This is a genomic window from Faecalibacterium prausnitzii (assembly GCF_019967995.1).
Classification (GTDB): Bacteria; Bacillota; Clostridia; order Oscillospirales; family Ruminococcaceae; genus Faecalibacterium; species Faecalibacterium prausnitzii_E.
Window position 1 is genome coordinate 1,629,824 of record NZ_CP065377.1, and the last position, 14,598, is coordinate 1,644,421.

Genomic DNA, 14,598 nt, shown 5'->3' on the forward strand with positions numbered 1-14,598 from the left:
CTTTAATTCCAGCGGCGCTTTTCAATGCCCTGCGCCGTGAGGAACAGGAACACCGCCGTCACGGTCAGGTAATAGACCAGCGTCGGGATGGAAAAGCTGTTGTTGACAAAATCTTCAAAGGGCGTGAAGAGGCACAGGGCGCTCAGCACCGCACTGAACGCCTCGGTCAGCCAGGCGCTCTTCACGAGGAAAAGGCCCGTCAGCCCCAGGCAGCACACTGCAAAGGCCAGACACCCCAGAACAAAGCTCCGGGTGCGCAGCCCGGCAAGGAGCGATGCTGCGCCTGCAATGCCCACAAAGACGACCAGCGCCACCGCGCTGCCCGCATTGAACAGGCTGCGCAGGCTGGGCATCATATAGGCCAGCAGCAGCACCGAGAAGCCCGCCACCGCTGCAATGATGGGGTTTTCGGTCAGGCCGGAGAGAAACTCGCCGATGGCAATGGCCGCACAGCCCAGCAGAAAATAACACAGCAGACCCGCGAAGTTTGCGGCCAGTGCAGTGACTGTGCCGCCCAGTGCCCAGAGGATGAGGATCATCACGGCATCCGCAAGGCACGGCAGCGCAAACACAGCGCACATCGCGAAAAACTTGCCCAGCACCACGCCCCAGACGGAGACCGGGCTGGTCAGAAGCAGCTGGTCGGTGCGGCTGCGGCGCTCTTCGGCCAGCGACCGCATGGTCAGGACCGGAATGTAGAGCAGCAGCATGAAGATCGTGCGGTAAAGCGTATAGTAGCTGAAATCCGTCAGGCCGTAGCCGAGGTTCAGCGCCAGGAAATAGATGCCCGACGACGCCAGCAGAAAGGCGGTGAGCAGATAGCCGAGCATCCCGTGGAAATAGCTGCGGAGTTCCCGCTTGAAAATGGCGTTCATTCGTCTTTCCTCCCTGTGTTCTCCTCGGTCTCGCCGCCGGTCAATTCCAGGAAGACTTCTTCCAGACTCCTGCCGTCCGCCGTCAGCTCCTGCAGACTGCCCGATGCCGCCAGCCTGCCTTTGGACAGGATCAGCACCTGCTGGCAGACCGCCTGCACCTCGCTTAGAATATGGCTGGATAGGATGACCGTGTGGGCCTGCCCCAGCTCCCGGATGAGTTTGCGGATCTCGATGACCTGCGCCGGGTCCAGGCCGACGGTAGGCTCATCGAGGATGATGAGCTTCGGGCTGCCCAGCAGCGCCTGCGCGATGCCCACCCGCTGCCGGTAGCCCTTGGAGAGGCTGCGGATGAGCCGGGGCAGGACCTTTTCCAGCCCGGTGCGGCGGGCTGCGCTGCGCACCTGCTCTTTTCGTTCGGCCTTCTTGACGCCCTTGAGCTCGGCCGCAAAGTCCAGATATTCCTGCACTGTCATCTCCGGGTAAAGGGGCGGCTGCTCCGGCAGATAGCCGACGCACTTCTTTGCCGCATCGGCCTCCTCCGGCAGCGGGTGCCCCGCCACCGTGACCTGCCCGCTGGTAGCGGACAGATACCCGGTCAGGATGTTCATAATGGTGGACTTGCCCGCACCGTTCGGCCCCAGCAGGCCGCAGATGCCGCCGTCTGCCACTGCAAAGGAAACATTTTCTACCGCCAGACGTTGCCCGTATTTTTTGGTAAGATGAGAAACTTCGATCACAAATAACGCTCCTCTCAAAGGCCGCGCAGAACGCGATGGATTTCGTTGCTGGTTTATTTTAGTCTGCAAATGTGATGAAAATAAGATAAAGTCGTGTAAGTTCCGAAAGGTTCCGCCGTTCGCGCTTTTCTGCCCCAACACGCAAAAAAGCGCCGCCTCCGCAAGGGAGACGGCGCTTTGGAAAAGACCAGTAAAATTACTTACGGCCGAAGCGCTTGTTGAAGCGCTCAACACGTCCGCCGGTGTCGACCAGCTTCTGCTTACCAGTGTAGAAAGGATGGCACTTGGAGCAAACTTCGACGTGGATCTCAGGCTTGGTGGAATGGGTCTTGATGACGTTGCCGCATGCGCAGGTGATGGTGCAGTCAACGTAATTCGGATGGATACCCTGCTTCATTCTTTTTCACCTCATTTCTGGTTCTGACGTATTGGGGCCATATTATCAATGTATGTGCCCATCACAACCTTCAATATCGGCTACCCCCACGAGCGGCCTTGGAAACGATTGCTTAAATATTATAGCACAATTTTTGAAAAATGCAAGGGGGAATTTTTGATTTTTGGTCGTTCAACAACAAAAATCTCCTGTACGCATCGGGAACTGCACCCCAAATAAATACAGGAGATTTATTGCCTTTTGTTCAACCCATTTATCGCCATGGAGCCATCATCCCACATTTTTTATAGCGATAAACAGAAGTCAAATTTCCAGCAATTCCAATTTGTTCCTTTCTATACTTTCATATACTTCGATACCGCGAAATATTTCACCCCACCCGCTGCCGCTTATCCAGCCGCATTTTATCAGCGATCATCGCAATGAACTCGCTGTTCGTAGGTTTTCCCCGCAGGTTGTGGATGGTATAGCCGAAGTAGCTGTTGAGGGTGTCTACGTCTCCCCTGTCCCATGCAACCTCGATGGCGTGGCGGATGGCGCGCTCCACGCGGCTGGCGGTGGTGCCGTTCTTTTTGGCAATTTCCGGGTAGAGCCGCTTGGTCACAGCGTTGATGTACTCCGGCTCGTTCATGGTGAGCAGGATGGCATCCCGCAGGAACTGGTAGCCCTTGATGTGGGCAGGGACGCCGATCTGGTGCAGGATCTCCGTCACGGTCAGCTCATCGCTGTCCACGCTGGTAGGCAGGTGATGCTTTTCCTTGCCCATTGCCACCTTCACGACCCGGCTGGCGAGGACATTTTCGTCAAACGGTTTGACGAAATAGTACGCAAATCCCTCATCCAGCAATTCCTGGACCATTTCCTCGCTCTGGAACGCACCCGTCACAAAAAACGAGGTGTGCCGCTCGCCTGCGGCGTTGTACTTTTGTTTGACGGCCAGTGCATCCAGCCCCGGCATAAAAGCGTCCAGCAGCACCACCTGCGGTCGCACCGAGAGCATTTTCTGAAGCACCTTCTGTCCGTCCTTTTCGACGACCGTAACTTCCACGCCTTTTTGTTCCAACGCTTCGCGGCAGGCTTCCGTGATCTCTGCGCTGGTATCCGACATCAAAAACCGAATTTTATCCATCGTTCATTCCTCCAAAGTGTGCAGTTCCCTTAACGCTTTTGATTTTACCATATTTTTCCATTAATTTCAACGGTTATTTTTGCCATATTATGGCATCCATTGTCGAATGATGCTTATTCATTTTGACGATTCTGTATCCTGCGCCCTCTGCGCCGCAATTTCGGCCTGTTCCAACATGGTCTGGGCAAAAATTCCGTAGCCGCGTGTCGGGTCGTTGACCAGAACATGGGTCACTGCTCCCACCAGCCGCCCGTTCTGCACGATGGGGCTCCCGCTCATCCCCTGCACGATGCCGCCCGTCTGCGCCAGAAGCGCCGGGTCTGTCACCCGCAGGACCATGTTCCGTTTGGGGTCTGCATCGCTGATCCGTTCGATCCGGACCTGATAAGGGCGCGGCGTCTCACCGGACACCGTAGACCAGATCTCTGCACTGCCCGTTGTGACCTCCTGCGCAAAGGCAACCTCCATGCGCTGCCCGGCGAACTGTGTGCGGGTGGTGCCGTATACGCCGTTCTCTCCATTGATGCGGATGCTCCCGATGGCCCGGCTGCCAAGAAAGTGTCCTTTCAGTTCGCCGGGGCTTCCTGCTGTTCCTTTGCTGCAGCCGGTGATCTCGCAGGGGACGATCTCCCCTGTGCGCAGTGCAATGCTCTCGCCGGTGTCGCTGTCGCTGATGGGGTGGCCAAGCCCCGCAAAAATGCCCCGTGCATCGTCTGCGAAGGTCAGCGTCCCGACACCGGCCGAGGAGTCGCGCACCCACATCCCGGCCCGCCACTGCCCTGCCGCCGCATCCCAGACCGGCACAAGCGTCGTGCGGAGCTGCTCTCCGTTCCGGATATACACGACCTCCACCGCCTGCCCCTGCGCTGCTTCCAGCGCCGCTTTGACGGCGTCGTTGTCCTCCGTCACGGTCGTGCCGATGCGGATGACCCGGTCGCCCAGGCGCAGCCCGGCTTCCTTTGCCGGATTGGCCGTGCCGCCGCTGGGGCGTTCCACGTCCGAAAAGCCGACCACCAGCGCCCCCTCCGAGAACATCTTCACCCCGAACGGCGTTCCGCAGACCGTCACCTGCATCCGCTCGGTAACGATGGTCCGGATGGTCTTGATCGGCAGCCAGCCGCCCAGCGAGAGGGTGGTCTGGTAGCTGCCCACCGCGCGGGTGCTGGCAACATTCTGGCTTCCGTGCACCCCCAGCGGCTCCACATAGGAAAAGCGGGGCAGCGCCAGAACCTCGCCCGGCGTCAGATAGACGCGGTCCGGCAGGCGGCTGTACAGCCACCCCAGCGCAGCGACCGGCAGCAGTGCCAGCCATGCTGCCGCCTGCTTTGCCCGCTTCCAGCCCTTTCGGTGCGCTCGGTCCTGCTGTTTCACGTTCGCCATCTCCCCGGAATCTTTTTGCTAGTATGCGCCGCGCGGGATGTGATTATAAAATTGTGCCGCAGGAATTGACTTTTGGGTGCAAACTTGATACACTTAATAAGCTCCGTGCGGAAGTGGCGGAACGGCAGACGCGCTGGTTTTAGGCACCAGTTCCATCGGAGTGAGGGTTCAAGTCCCTTCTTCCGCATAAGAAAAGGCTCCATCGAACGGTTTCCCGTTTGGTGGAGCCTTTTTACGTTTGCCTCTGTTCTTGTTTTTTACCACTTTTCTACCACTTTTTGACGACTTTGGGAGCGTCAGAAGCCGTTAAAATCGCTGGCATTCGTTCGTATCTGCACATTCCAAAACAAGCAAAAACCCGCGTGAGCGCTTGATTTTCAAGCATTCATGCGGGTTTCTCATCTGGTGCGAAGGAGGGGACTCGAACCCCCAAGGATAAACCACACGCACCTCAAACGTGCGCGTCTGCCAGTTCCGCCACCTTCGCATACTGTTTTAGTGCAATCTCCGATTCCTGAGGTCTGAAACCGTGGTGCGGACTGCTCAAGTATAGTACCATAATCTCCTGGGAAAGTCAAGCGTTTTTCATAGAATTTTTCGGCTCACATATCTTGTACGGAGACGCTTTTTCATAAATTCACAGCATGAGGAGGTTTTTGGTGTGAAGGTACAGAAAAAGTTTTTATTACAGGGCGTGATCCTTCTATTTCTGGGGCTGGGCTTAGGTTTTGGGCTTGGGAGTTTCTATGCTTCTGCGCCGGTCATCGGGTGCCGGGAAAATGACCTGACGCCCATCCCGGACGAAGGTTTCGTCTCCCCTGCCGCAAGCGAAGTGCCGGCCGGATCGGTACCGGAAACGCCGCCCACACCACCGGACAAATGGGTCTGTCTGACCTTCGACGACGGCCCCAGCAAGACGACGCCGGACGTTCTGGCCGCGCTGAACGCCGCCGGAGTCCGGGCCACCTTTTTTGTGGTGGCGACCGGGTACAACGAGAAGTATCTGCCGCTTCTCGCTGAGGCAGAAGCCGCCGGGCACCAGATCGCATTCCACTCTGCCTCGCACGAGTACAGCGACATCTACCGGAGCCCGGACGCCTACTGGCAGGACCTTGCCCTGCTGAAGGAGCGCATCGCGCCCTATGTCCATACGGAGGGCATCCGCTATCTGCGCTTTCCGGGCGGGAGCACCAACACCGTCAGCCGACGCTATGGCGGCAAAGGCCTCATGAGCGAGTTGAAAGCGCAGGCCGCTGAAAAAGGCTTTACCTCTGTGGACTGGAACGTCTGCGCCGAGGATGCTGTGGGCGGCAAACCCAGCGCATCCACCATCTACCGCAATGTGGTGCGGGAGACCGGTGAACAGACCCAGTGCATCGTTCTGATGCACGATTCCGCCACCACCCACACCACCGCCGAAGCCCTGCCGGACATCATCCAGTGGTATCGGGATCAGGGGTTCACATTCTGCCGCGTAGAGCAAGTGCTGCCAACACCATAGCGGCCACCGCCGCAGGGAGCAGCCGCCAAAGCCATCGAAGCAGGCGCTCCCGTCTGGGCGGCAGCCCCGTTTGAAGCGATTCCGGGAAGACCGCTTCGCAGCAGATGGAATCGCAATAGCGGCCCTGCCCCCGCCATGCTTTGTAGCGGATGCCGTTCCACTCAAACTCCGGATACATCCCGCCTTTTGTGATGCGCAGGGGGCTTCCCTGCGCTTCGGCATAGCGCTGCAGCGCTTCTGCAAAGTCCTCTGGGGTATTGATGGACTGTTCCGATACAATGTAAAAGCGCTTTTTCTGTTCGTTTTCTGCCACCGTGCGGTAATCCTTGAGCCAGCCGGTGAAGAATCCGCCCGGCTCCTGCGGGTCCTGCATCCGTTTCAGGCAGTCGTCCACATCCAGCTGCTCCATCCGGGGTGCCTGCCGGGTCAGCTCCGCGCAAAAGCGGATCGCACCCGCCAGCCGGAAGGCCTGTTGTTCCAGCACTGCCTGCTGTGCCTGGATTGCTTCGGCCAGCGGCTGTTCTCCACGGAGAACGCTTTGAATGGTGGGCAGCGGCAGATTCAGCATCCGAAGCATCCGGATCAGTTTCAGAGTCCGGACATCTTCGGCGGTATAATCCCGGTAGGCATTGCTCCGGTTGCGGGCAGGCGTCAGCAGCCCTTCTTTTTCGTAAAAGCGGATGTTGGGGCTGGAGACCCCGCTCTGTTCCGAAGCCTGTTTGATGTTCATTTGCTTCACCTCCGTCCTTACACTACACCATAAAGTCGGTGGAAGGTCAAGTATTTTCCCAAAAATAGCGCAAAAATGCCCCGGCGGGCACAAAACCTGCCGGGGCACTGTTTTTTTAATGGCGCTTACTGTGCGTTGTTGAAGAGGCTGAAGGCGCGATATGCCATGTACAGGTCACTCTTGTGGATGACCTCGAAGGGAGAGTGCATGGACAGCACAGGCACACCGATGTCCAGCACAGGGATGCCGCGGTTGGCCACATACTTGGCAATGGTGCCGCCGCCGCCCAGGTCCAGACGGCCCAGCTCACCGATCTGCCATGCCACGTTGCCCTTGTCGAGCATCCGGGTGATATCGCTGACCAGCTCTGCGCAGGCATCGCTTGCGGAGCCCTTGCTGCCGCCGCCGGTGTACTTGAAGATTGCCACACCACGGCCTGCATAGGTGCCGTTCATCGGCTCGAAGGCGCTGGCCCAGGACGGGTCGTAGGCAGCGGTGACGTCTGCGGACAGGCAGACGCTGTTGCGGAAGGCCAGGATGTCGTCCTGACCGGCAGTGCGGCACAGCTCCTGCATGAAGTGGAAGGCATACATGCTCTGCATACCGGTCACACCATCGGAACCGATCTCTTCCTTATCGGTGAGGACGCAGACAGTGGTGTAGGTCGGGGCCTTGGTCTCGATCTCAGCCATCAGTGCGGGGTAAGCGTCCACACGGTCATCGTGGCCGTAGCCGCCCACCATGGAGCGGTCAAAACCGACGTCACGGCACTTGTAAGCCGGGGTGATCTCGATCTCGGCCCGCATGAACTCCTTCTCGGTGATGCCGTACTTCTCGTGGAGGAGGATCATGGTGTTCAGCTTGACGGCTTCCTTGACCTCCTCATCCTCCACAGCATCGGAACCGATGAGGATGTTCAGCTCCTCAGCCTTGATGCCGTCCTTCAGGGTGCGGGTGTTCTGCTCGGCGCTCAGATGGGGCAGCAGGTCGGTGATGCAGAAGACGGGGTCGCCCTCGTCCTCGCCGACGCGGACGGTGACGGTGGTGCCGTCGTCGCGGGTGAAGACGCCGTGGATAGACAGCGGCATGGTGCCCCACTGATACTTGCGGATGCCGCCGTAGTAGTGAGTCTTGAAGTAGCTCAGGTGGTCGGACTCATACAGCGGGGTCGGGCGCAGGTCCAGACGGGGGCTGTCGGTATGTGCGATGACCAGACGGAAGCCGTCCTCAAAGCTGCGGGTGCCGATGGTGGACGCCACGACGGCCTTCTTGAACTGGACGAAGTAGACCTTATCGCCGGGCTGGTAGGTCTTTTTGGGGTCGAACTCCACGTAGCCGGCATCCTTGAGCATCTGCTCGCTCTCGGCGGCGACTTCGCGCTCGGTCTTGCCGTCGTCGAGGAACTTCTTGTAGCCCTCGGCAAAAGCGTGTGCCTTCTGCTTGACGTCTGCATCCTTGTCGGCGACGTAAGCAGGCTTATAGAGCAGCTTTTCGGCCAGCTGCTGGGTCGGAGTTTTTTCTGCCATAGAATTTCTCCTGCCTTTCTGTTTCCATATTCCTAAATATTTCAAACCGGGAGGCCCGGTTCAAGCGGATCAAGTGCCATACAAGTTCTGATACACTGCATAGCAGGCGGTGATCTTTTCCACGTAGTGGTGCATCTGGTTGTAGGGAAACCCCTGCAGCGTGATGCCGTCGGCGGAGTGTTCTTCCTTTTGCAGCAACGCATCCACCGTGCCCCAGCCGCTGTGGTAGGCCGCAGCCGCTGTGGCGACATCGCCGCCGTAGCGCTCCATGCAGAGATGGAGGTAGTAGCAGCCGAACCGCAGGCTGACGGCGGGGTCATACAGATCCCCGAAGGTGACGTTTTCCCCTTCCGCGATCTTGCTGCGCAGCCAGAGGAAGGTTTCCTCGGTCATCTGCATCAGGCCGCGGGCCTCGACGCTGGATGTAGCATCCGGGTCAAAGCCGCTCTCCGTCCGGACGAAGGAGTAGACCAGCAGCGGGTCGAGGTCGTACTCGGCGGCATACTGCTCCACAAGGGCGGAATATTTGCAGGGATAGAGCGTTTTTTCCACCCGCGTCCGCACCGGCGGCAGGCAGAGGATGCCCAGCGTCACCAGAAACACCAGAACGAAGCCGTTCAAAAATCTCTTCGCATTCAAACCGAGGGTCGCGCACCACCTTTCGTGCCGCCTTCCGCCAGCAGCTGCTCGCAAAGCGCGTTCGCAGCTGCTTCCAGTGCGGCAAGGTCTGCGTCGTTGCGCAGAACGTAATCGGCGCGGGCCAGCAGGGCTTCTTCGGGCGTCTGGGCGTTCAGGCGGCGCGCTGCCATTTCGGGCGCGATGCCGTCCCGCTTTGCGATGCGGGCCACGCTCGTTTCAAATGGAGCCGTCACCACAGCCAGACGGTCGCACTCGGCTTCGGCCTCTGTCCCGACGATGACCGCACCATCCAGCACAAAGAGCGAAGCCCCTGCCTCCTCGGCGGCGTGTTTTGCCAGCCGGATGCGGCGGACGATCTCCGGGTGGGTGATGGCATCCAGCGCCGCTTTGCCATCCGGCGATGCAAAGGCACGGTCTGCCAGCAGGCGGCGGTCCAGCGAGCCGTCCGCCCGGAGGATGTCTGCCCCGAATCGCCGGGCCAGCACCGGCAGCAGCGGCGAAGACGGCAGCAGCATCTCCCGCGAGATCTGGTCTGCGTCGGCCAGCGGGACCCCATGGGCCGAAAACACCGCGGTCACGGTGGATTTTCCGCAGCCGCTGCGGCCCGTGATGCCAAGCGTGATCATAGCGTGATCACCCGGAAAGCCGCCGCCCGGATGAGGCGGTTGTACACCGCCATGGACAGGCCGTCTTTCTGCGGGCAGCGGGCATAGACGACGCCGTCGCCCTGCTCATCCAGTGCGCGGAGGCTGCGGAAGATGTGCTTTGCCTGGTCGGCACCATCGCCCTCGCGGCCATACTCCACACAGGGCACACCGAGTTTTTCGGCCTCGCCCGTGAAGCAGAGGCAGCTGGGATTCTGGTCCATGTGGGCCTCCACGTAAGCCTTGAACTGCTCAAAGGTGCCGTCCAGCAGGGTGACATCCGCCTTGGGGGCGTAGTGCTTATACTTCATGCCGGGGCTGCGGACGACCGCGCCCTCCGGGAGCTTTTCGAGGATGGCCTTGGAGACTTCGACCTCTTCGCCGAGGGCGCGTTCCAGGTCTTCCAATGTAATGTGGCCGGGGCGGAAGAGGGTGGGCCTATCGCCCACGACCGACACGACCGTAGACTCCACGCCCCAGTCGCACTCGCCGCCGTCCAGAATCAGGGGCAAACGGCCGTTCATATCGGTGAAGACGTCCTGTGCGTTGGTGGGGCTGGGTTTGCCGGACAGGTTGGCCGAAGGGGCCGCAAAGGCGCAGCCGCTGGCCTCGATGACCGCACGGGCCACGGGGTGGCTGGGCATCCGGATGCCGACGGTGTCCAGACCGGCGCAGCACTCCGCCGCCACCTCCGGGCCGCGCGGCATGATGATGGTCAGCGGGCCGGGGCAGAACGCCGCCATGAGCAGCTGTGCCCGCTCCGGCACCTCGCTGACGAGGCCGGGCAGCATCTCCGGGCCGGTGATGTGGACGATCAGGGGGTTATCCTGCGGGCGGCCCTTGGCCACAAAGATTTTTGCCACAGCTTCCCCATTGCGGGCATCGGCTGCGATGCCGTAGACCGTCTCCGTGGGCAGGGCCACCAGCTCGCCGCGCCGCAGCAACGCAGCCGCTTTCGCGATGCCCTCGCCCTTGGCGGGTAGTATCTCAGTTTTCATTTCCATGCGAATCATCGTTCTTTCTATCTGTAAAGTATATATTCTTTACACCATTTCGGGTGCATTATTTGTCGCTTTGTGTGTTGAGCTGGCGGAGCTTTTCGGCCTGCTCATGGGTCGCCAGCGCATCAATGATCTCGTCCAGATTGCCGTCTAAAATCTTATCCAGATTGTGCACGGTCAGGCCGATGCGGTGGTCGGTGCAGCGGTCCTGCGGGAAGTTGTAGGTGCGGATCTTCTCGCTGCGGTCTCCGGTGCCCACCTGGCCCTGACGATTGGCATTGATGGCATCCTGCTGTTCCTTCTGTTTCTGGGCCAGCAGACGGCTGCGGAGGATCTCCAGCGCCTTATCCTTGTTCTGGAACTGGCTGCGCTCGTTCTGGCATTCGACCACCATGCCGGTGGGCAGGTGCGTCACCCGGATGGCGCTGGACGTCTTGTTGATGTGCTGACCGCCCGCGCCGGAGGAGCGGAAGGTGTCGATGCGGAGGTCTTTCGGGTCCAACGCAAAGTCCACCTCTTCCGCCTGCGGCATCACGGCCACCGTGGCCGTGGAGGTATGGATGCGGCCCTGCGTCTCCGTTTCCGGCACCCGCTGCACCCGGTGGACGCCGCTCTCATACTTGAGGCGGTTGTATGCCCCTGCACCGTTCACCGCGAAGATGGCTTCCTTCACGCCGCCAAGCTCCGTCTCGTTGAGGTTGAGCACTTCCAGCTCCCACCCACGGCTCTGCACATACATCGTGTACATCCGCATCAGGCTGTGGGCAAACAGGGCAGCTTCCTCGCCGCCTGCCCCGCCGCGGATCTCCACGATGACGCTTTTGCCATCGTTCACATCCCTGGGCAGGAGCAGGATTTTGAGAGAATTTTCCAGTTTTTCCACATCCTGACTTTTTTCGCTGATCTCCTGTTGTACCATTTCCTTAAAGTCCGGGTCGAGGGTCTCCCCTTCGAGCAGGGCTTTTGCCTGAGCAAGATGATCCTGCGCCGTTGTCAGGGCCTGATAGGCCTGCACCACTGGCTCGGCCTCATGGTATTCCTGCATCAGGCGGCGAAACAGTGCCGGGTCCGCCGCTGTTTCGGGCTGGTTCAGGCGGACCGAAAGCTCCTCGAACCGGTGGCAGACCGCATCCATCTGAGAAAACAGTTTTGACATACTTGTGCAGTTCTCCTTATCGTTCTCATGGGATGTAACGGTTCGTCACTCGGCGGCACCGGGCTTCTGGACCTTTTTGATGTTTTTTTCGATCCTTGCGCGGGGCAGCATGACCTCGCGGCCGCAGCCCGTGCAGCGGATCTTGAAATCCATGCCCACCCGCAGCACCTCGAAGCTGGACGCTCCGCAGGGGTGCTTTTTGCGGGTGAGGATGGTATCTCCAACTGCGATATCCATGAACAGCTCTCCCTCCTGCCTGTGCCCTCCGGCACAGGCCCGTATCGCGGCCCGCACCGATTTTGCACCGGCCGCCGCATACAGATATAGTATAATCCAAACTCGTATAAAATGCAATTGTCAGCGCATATGGTTTTACTGCCGCCGGGCAAAACGGCGGGTGCGCAAGGCAAAAACAGCACAGAAAGAGGAATGAAGAATGATGCAGACTTATCGTACCGAAGGAAATTACCGCAGTGCAGACCAGCTTTCGGCTGCGGAGCTGCGGGCGGCCATGGCCAGCCGCGAAATTTTGCAGAGCACTGCACTGGCGTTCGACACGGCCCGCCAGCTGCGGTTCGAACTGGGCGGGGTGCGGGCCGTGATGCCCTTTGAGCAGTGTGCCGACGGAGCCGAGACGGGCAGTGTGCGGGACATTGCCGTGCTCACGCGGGTGGGGCGGCCCACCTGTTTCGTCATCGAAGAGCTGGGCACCGATGAGGCCTGCCAGCCCTGCTACCGGCTCTCCCGCGCCGAGGCGCAGCGGATGTGCAAGGCAGATTACCTCGACACCCTCCGCCCCGGCGACATCCTGCCCTGCACCGTGACCCACATCGAACCGTTCGGAGCTTTCTGCGACGTAGGATGCGGCATCAGCGCTCTGCTCCCCATCGACTGCATGTCGGTCAGCCGCATCTCCTCCCCCGCCGACCGGGTCAGCGTGGGGCAGCAGATCCTGTGCGTCATCAAGAGCCGGGATGTGCAGGGGCGGTTCGTCCTGACCATCCGGGAGCTGCTGGGCACCTGGGCCGAGAACGCCGCCGGTTTTACCGTGGGCGAAACGGTGGTGGGCATCGTGCGCAGCGTGGAAGAATACGGAACCTTCATCGAGATCGCGCCGAATCTGGCCGGGCTGGCCGAGAGCTGCCAGGATCTTCACCCCGGCCAGGCTGTGAGTGTTTACATCAAGAACATCCTGCCGGAGAAAATGAAGATCAAACTCGTCATCGTAAACCACAGCCTCGGCCAGAGCCACCGGTTCGAGCTGCATTATTTCATCACCGAAGGCCACCTGGACCACTGGCTCTACTCCACGCCCGACAGCCCCAAGCGGATCGAGACCGATTTTTCGGTTGCGGCTTGCAATCCGGCGTAAAACCCTTTATACTATAAAGAGAAGATGATTTTTCGCAATCTGAAACTTGAGGGGGATGTGCAGAACGATGGCCGCTAACGATGCTTTTACCGCCGGTGTCCGCCCCGGCGGGCTGACCGACAGCACCGAGATCCGGTTGCTGCTGTGTTATCTCGTGAAGAATGCCGGGCCGATCACCCGCACGGAGATTGAAAACGCCCTGATGGAGGAAGCGCTGGTCAATTATTTTGAGATCGGCTCCTGCCTGGATGACATCACCCAGCAAAAGCTGGTCACGCTGACCGATGGGCGCTACACCATCACCGAAAAAGGGCGCAAGGTCGCGCAGGAGCTGGCCTATGACCTGCCCCGCAGTGTGCGGGAGCGCGCCGTAGCCGCCGTGCTGCGCAGCCAGACCTGGGCCCGCAAGGAGGCACAGTATGCGGCCCGCATCACCGAAAAGCCGGACGGTCACTGCACCATCCGCTGCACCATCAAAGCGTTGGATCAGGAGCTGTTCTGCCTGAACATCGGCACCCCCGACCGGCTCAGCGCCGACCTCGTGAAAAAGCAGTTCATCCTCAAGGGCAACGAGATCTACCAGATGCTCATCACCAAGCTCACCGAAGAGACGAACTGACCCCTGCAAACAAAAATCGCCGCCGTTCCGGGAAGACCGGAAGGCGGCGATTTTTCTTTTGCTCGTTCTTTCGTTATTTCCAAAGCTCAGCAGCCACCAGCTCCAGCACACTGCCCGCGATGCAGCGGGCCTTGTCGGAGATGAGGAAACAGTTTTCCAGCTCCTCGCGGCGGGGATCTACATCGGCCACCTTGAAGCCCTTCGGCACCGGGTAGCCATCCCGCAGAAGACCCCGCAGGATGCCGGAGATCTGCGTCGTGACGGGGACGGTCTCCCCTTCCGGCGTTTCAAGCAGGGCGATGGTCTCGCCAGCCTCCACAAAATCTGCGATGGCGCGGCGATTCCGGAACACACCGGCGGCGGGCGAATGGATGACCCGCTCGGCCCCATAGCCGCCGATGACGCCCGGCACACCAGAGTTCGGCGCAGCAGAGCCTGCCCGGATGATGCGGCCCAGTTTGTGGCCGCGCTTGGTCTCCACCACCACGTCCACATCCTGCCCGGCCACAAAGCCGGGGCCGAGGGCAATGGTCAGCGGAGCCATATCCCGCGTGGTTCCGAGATTTTTCTTGGCAATGATGGCATCCACCAGCACGGCAGGCTTTGCCGCAGCCAGGCAGCTGCCCTTCGGGTCCACCAAAACCGGGACGGCGTTCTGCGCCCAGACGGCGTCGACTTCGGCCAGCGAAGCCACCCGCACGGCCCGCAGGCCCTCCACCGTGGTCTCGCCCTCATAGACCGCCTCACACAGGGACACCTGACGGCGGATGGCGGCGGGGTGCTCTGCTTCCAGCACCAGCACCCGCAGCCCGGCAGACCAGAGCCGGTGGATGGTGCCGGTGGCAAGGTCTCCGCCGCCCCGCACCACGATCCGTTTTTCCTGTTTCATCGT

The 14,598-nt window shown here is 60.1% G+C and carries 16 protein-coding genes and 2 tRNA genes; 4 read left to right on the forward strand and 14 right to left on the reverse strand.

Annotated elements, in window-relative coordinates:
* Window positions 1–2: 2 nt before the first annotated feature.
* The 5 genes from I5P96_RS08230 to spoIVB form a co-directional block, all read right to left on the reverse strand.
* A complete protein-coding gene (locus tag I5P96_RS08230; RefSeq protein WP_223381555.1) occupies window positions 3–875 on the reverse strand; it encodes an ABC transporter permease in 873 nt (290 codons plus the stop codon).
* Window positions 872–1,612, reverse strand: coding sequence for an ABC transporter ATP-binding protein (locus I5P96_RS08235; protein ID WP_411703165.1), 741 nt, complete (start codon window positions 1,610–1,612; stop codon window positions 872–874). Before I5P96_RS08235 ends, I5P96_RS08230 begins: the two co-directional genes overlap by 4 nt.
* Window positions 1,613–1,808: 196 nt before the next feature.
* On the reverse strand, window positions 1,809–2,009 hold the full coding sequence (gene rpmE / locus I5P96_RS08240; protein ID WP_223381556.1) for a 50S ribosomal protein L31: 201 nt from the start codon (window positions 2,007–2,009) through the stop codon (window positions 1,809–1,811).
* A gap of 370 nt (window positions 2,010–2,379) precedes the next feature.
* Complete coding sequence (gene spo0A, locus I5P96_RS08245) at window positions 2,380–3,138, reverse strand: sporulation transcription factor Spo0A (protein WP_097792156.1); 759 nt, start codon at window positions 3,136–3,138, stop codon at window positions 2,380–2,382.
* Window positions 3,139–3,255: 117 nt separating this feature from the next.
* The gene (gene spoIVB / locus I5P96_RS08250; RefSeq protein ID WP_223381557.1) at window positions 3,256–4,509 is read right to left on the reverse strand and encodes a SpoIVB peptidase; all 1,254 of its coding nucleotides are present in this window, start codon (window positions 4,507–4,509) and stop codon (window positions 3,256–3,258) included.
* Window positions 4,510–4,625: 116 nt separating this feature from the next.
* Between spoIVB and I5P96_RS08255 the strand changes: the two genes are divergently transcribed.
* Window positions 4,626–4,705, forward strand: a tRNA-Leu gene (locus tag I5P96_RS08255).
* 216 nt (window positions 4,706–4,921) lie between these two features.
* On the opposite strand, the gene I5P96_RS08260 is transcribed toward I5P96_RS08255, so the two are convergent.
* Window positions 4,922–5,005, reverse strand: a tRNA-Leu gene (locus I5P96_RS08260).
* A 174-nt stretch (window positions 5,006–5,179) separates the two neighbouring features.
* Between I5P96_RS08260 and I5P96_RS08265 the strand changes: the two genes are divergently transcribed.
* Window positions 5,180–6,019, forward strand: coding sequence for a polysaccharide deacetylase family protein (locus tag I5P96_RS08265; RefSeq protein WP_223381558.1), 840 nt, complete (start codon window positions 5,180–5,182; stop codon window positions 6,017–6,019).
* On the opposite strand, the gene I5P96_RS08270 is transcribed toward I5P96_RS08265, so the two are convergent.
* The 7 genes from I5P96_RS08270 to I5P96_RS08300 all read right to left on the reverse strand — a co-directional run bounded on the left by I5P96_RS08270 (window position 5,979) and on the right by I5P96_RS08300 (window position 11,952).
* A complete protein-coding gene (locus I5P96_RS08270) occupies window positions 5,979–6,749 on the reverse strand; it encodes a MerR family transcriptional regulator (RefSeq protein WP_223381560.1) in 771 nt (256 codons plus the stop codon). The two genes, I5P96_RS08265 and I5P96_RS08270, sit on opposite strands and share 41 nt — an antisense overlap.
* Before the next feature lie 125 nt (window positions 6,750–6,874).
* Window positions 6,875–8,275: an aminopeptidase gene (locus I5P96_RS08275; protein ID WP_223381562.1), complete on the reverse strand. Its 1,401-nt coding sequence runs from the start codon at window positions 8,273–8,275 to the stop codon at window positions 6,875–6,877.
* Between the two features lie 69 nt (window positions 8,276–8,344).
* Window positions 8,345–8,896 (reverse strand): lytic transglycosylase domain-containing protein, encoded by a 552-nt coding sequence (locus I5P96_RS08280; RefSeq protein ID WP_223381564.1) that lies wholly within the window; start codon window positions 8,894–8,896, stop codon window positions 8,345–8,347.
* A gap of 14 nt (window positions 8,897–8,910) precedes the next feature.
* The gene (gene coaE, locus I5P96_RS08285) at window positions 8,911–9,540 is read right to left on the reverse strand and encodes a dephospho-CoA kinase (protein WP_118553066.1); all 630 of its coding nucleotides are present in this window, start codon (window positions 9,538–9,540) and stop codon (window positions 8,911–8,913) included.
* Window positions 9,537–10,562, reverse strand: a complete 1,026-nt coding sequence (locus I5P96_RS08290; protein WP_223381566.1) for an L-threonylcarbamoyladenylate synthase — start codon at window positions 10,560–10,562, stop codon at window positions 9,537–9,539. Before I5P96_RS08290 ends, coaE begins: the two co-directional genes overlap by 4 nt.
* A 58-nt stretch (window positions 10,563–10,620) precedes the next feature.
* Window positions 10,621–11,715: a peptide chain release factor 1 gene (gene prfA, locus I5P96_RS08295; RefSeq protein ID WP_223381568.1), complete on the reverse strand. Its 1,095-nt coding sequence runs from the start codon at window positions 11,713–11,715 to the stop codon at window positions 10,621–10,623.
* A 45-nt stretch (window positions 11,716–11,760) separates the two neighbouring features.
* Window positions 11,761–11,952: a DUF951 domain-containing protein gene (locus I5P96_RS08300; protein WP_223381570.1), complete on the reverse strand. Its 192-nt coding sequence runs from the start codon at window positions 11,950–11,952 to the stop codon at window positions 11,761–11,763.
* Between the two features lie 199 nt (window positions 11,953–12,151).
* Here I5P96_RS08300 and I5P96_RS08305 point away from each other — a divergent pair, with 199 nt between their 5' ends.
* Both I5P96_RS08305 and I5P96_RS08310 read left to right on the forward strand, forming a co-directional pair.
* Window positions 12,152–13,087 (forward strand): S1 RNA-binding domain-containing protein, encoded by a 936-nt coding sequence (locus I5P96_RS08305; protein WP_223381571.1) that lies wholly within the window; start codon window positions 12,152–12,154, stop codon window positions 13,085–13,087.
* A 67-nt stretch (window positions 13,088–13,154) separates the two neighbouring features.
* Window positions 13,155–13,706 (forward strand): DUF4364 family protein, encoded by a 552-nt coding sequence (locus I5P96_RS08310; protein WP_207685287.1) that lies wholly within the window; start codon window positions 13,155–13,157, stop codon window positions 13,704–13,706.
* Window positions 13,707–13,779: 73 nt separating this feature from the next.
* Here I5P96_RS08310 and yqeB read toward each other — a convergent pair whose 3' ends face one another.
* Window positions 13,780–14,595 (reverse strand): selenium-dependent molybdenum cofactor biosynthesis protein YqeB, encoded by an 816-nt coding sequence (gene yqeB, locus I5P96_RS08315; RefSeq protein WP_223381573.1) that lies wholly within the window; start codon window positions 14,593–14,595, stop codon window positions 13,780–13,782.
* Window positions 14,596–14,598 lie beyond the last annotated feature (3 nt).

Bases quoted from the DNA above. Each gene is read 5' to 3' on its own strand.
- I5P96_RS08310 (WP_207685287.1), top strand. From the start codon at position 13,155: ATGGCCGCTAACGATGCTTTTACCGCCGGTGTCCGCCCCGGCGGGCTG.
- I5P96_RS08230 (WP_223381555.1), bottom strand. From the start codon at position 875: ATGAACGCCATTTTCAAGCGGGAACTCCGCAGCTATTTCCACGGGATG.
- yqeB (WP_223381573.1), bottom strand. From the start codon at position 14,595: ATGAAACAGGAAAAACGGATCGTGGTGCGGGGCGGCGGAGACCTTGCC.
- spo0A (WP_097792156.1), bottom strand. From the start codon at position 3,138: ATGGATAAAATTCGGTTTTTGATGTCGGATACCAGCGCAGAGATCACG.
- rpmE (WP_223381556.1), bottom strand. From the start codon at position 2,009: ATGAAGCAGGGTATCCATCCGAATTACGTTGACTGCACCATCACCTGC.
- prfA (WP_223381568.1), bottom strand. From the start codon at position 11,715: ATGTCAAAACTGTTTTCTCAGATGGATGCGGTCTGCCACCGGTTCGAG.
- coaE (WP_118553066.1), bottom strand. From the start codon at position 9,540: ATGATCACGCTTGGCATCACGGGCCGCAGCGGCTGCGGAAAATCCACC.
- I5P96_RS08270 (WP_223381560.1), bottom strand. From the start codon at position 6,749: ATGAACATCAAACAGGCTTCGGAACAGAGCGGGGTCTCCAGCCCCAAC.
- I5P96_RS08305 (WP_223381571.1), top strand. From the start codon at position 12,152: ATGATGCAGACTTATCGTACCGAAGGAAATTACCGCAGTGCAGACCAG.
- I5P96_RS08275 (WP_223381562.1), bottom strand. From the start codon at position 8,275: ATGGCAGAAAAAACTCCGACCCAGCAGCTGGCCGAAAAGCTGCTCTAT.
- I5P96_RS08290 (WP_223381566.1), bottom strand. From the start codon at position 10,562: ATGGAAATGAAAACTGAGATACTACCCGCCAAGGGCGAGGGCATCGCG.
- I5P96_RS08300 (WP_223381570.1), bottom strand. From the start codon at position 11,952: ATGGATATCGCAGTTGGAGATACCATCCTCACCCGCAAAAAGCACCCC.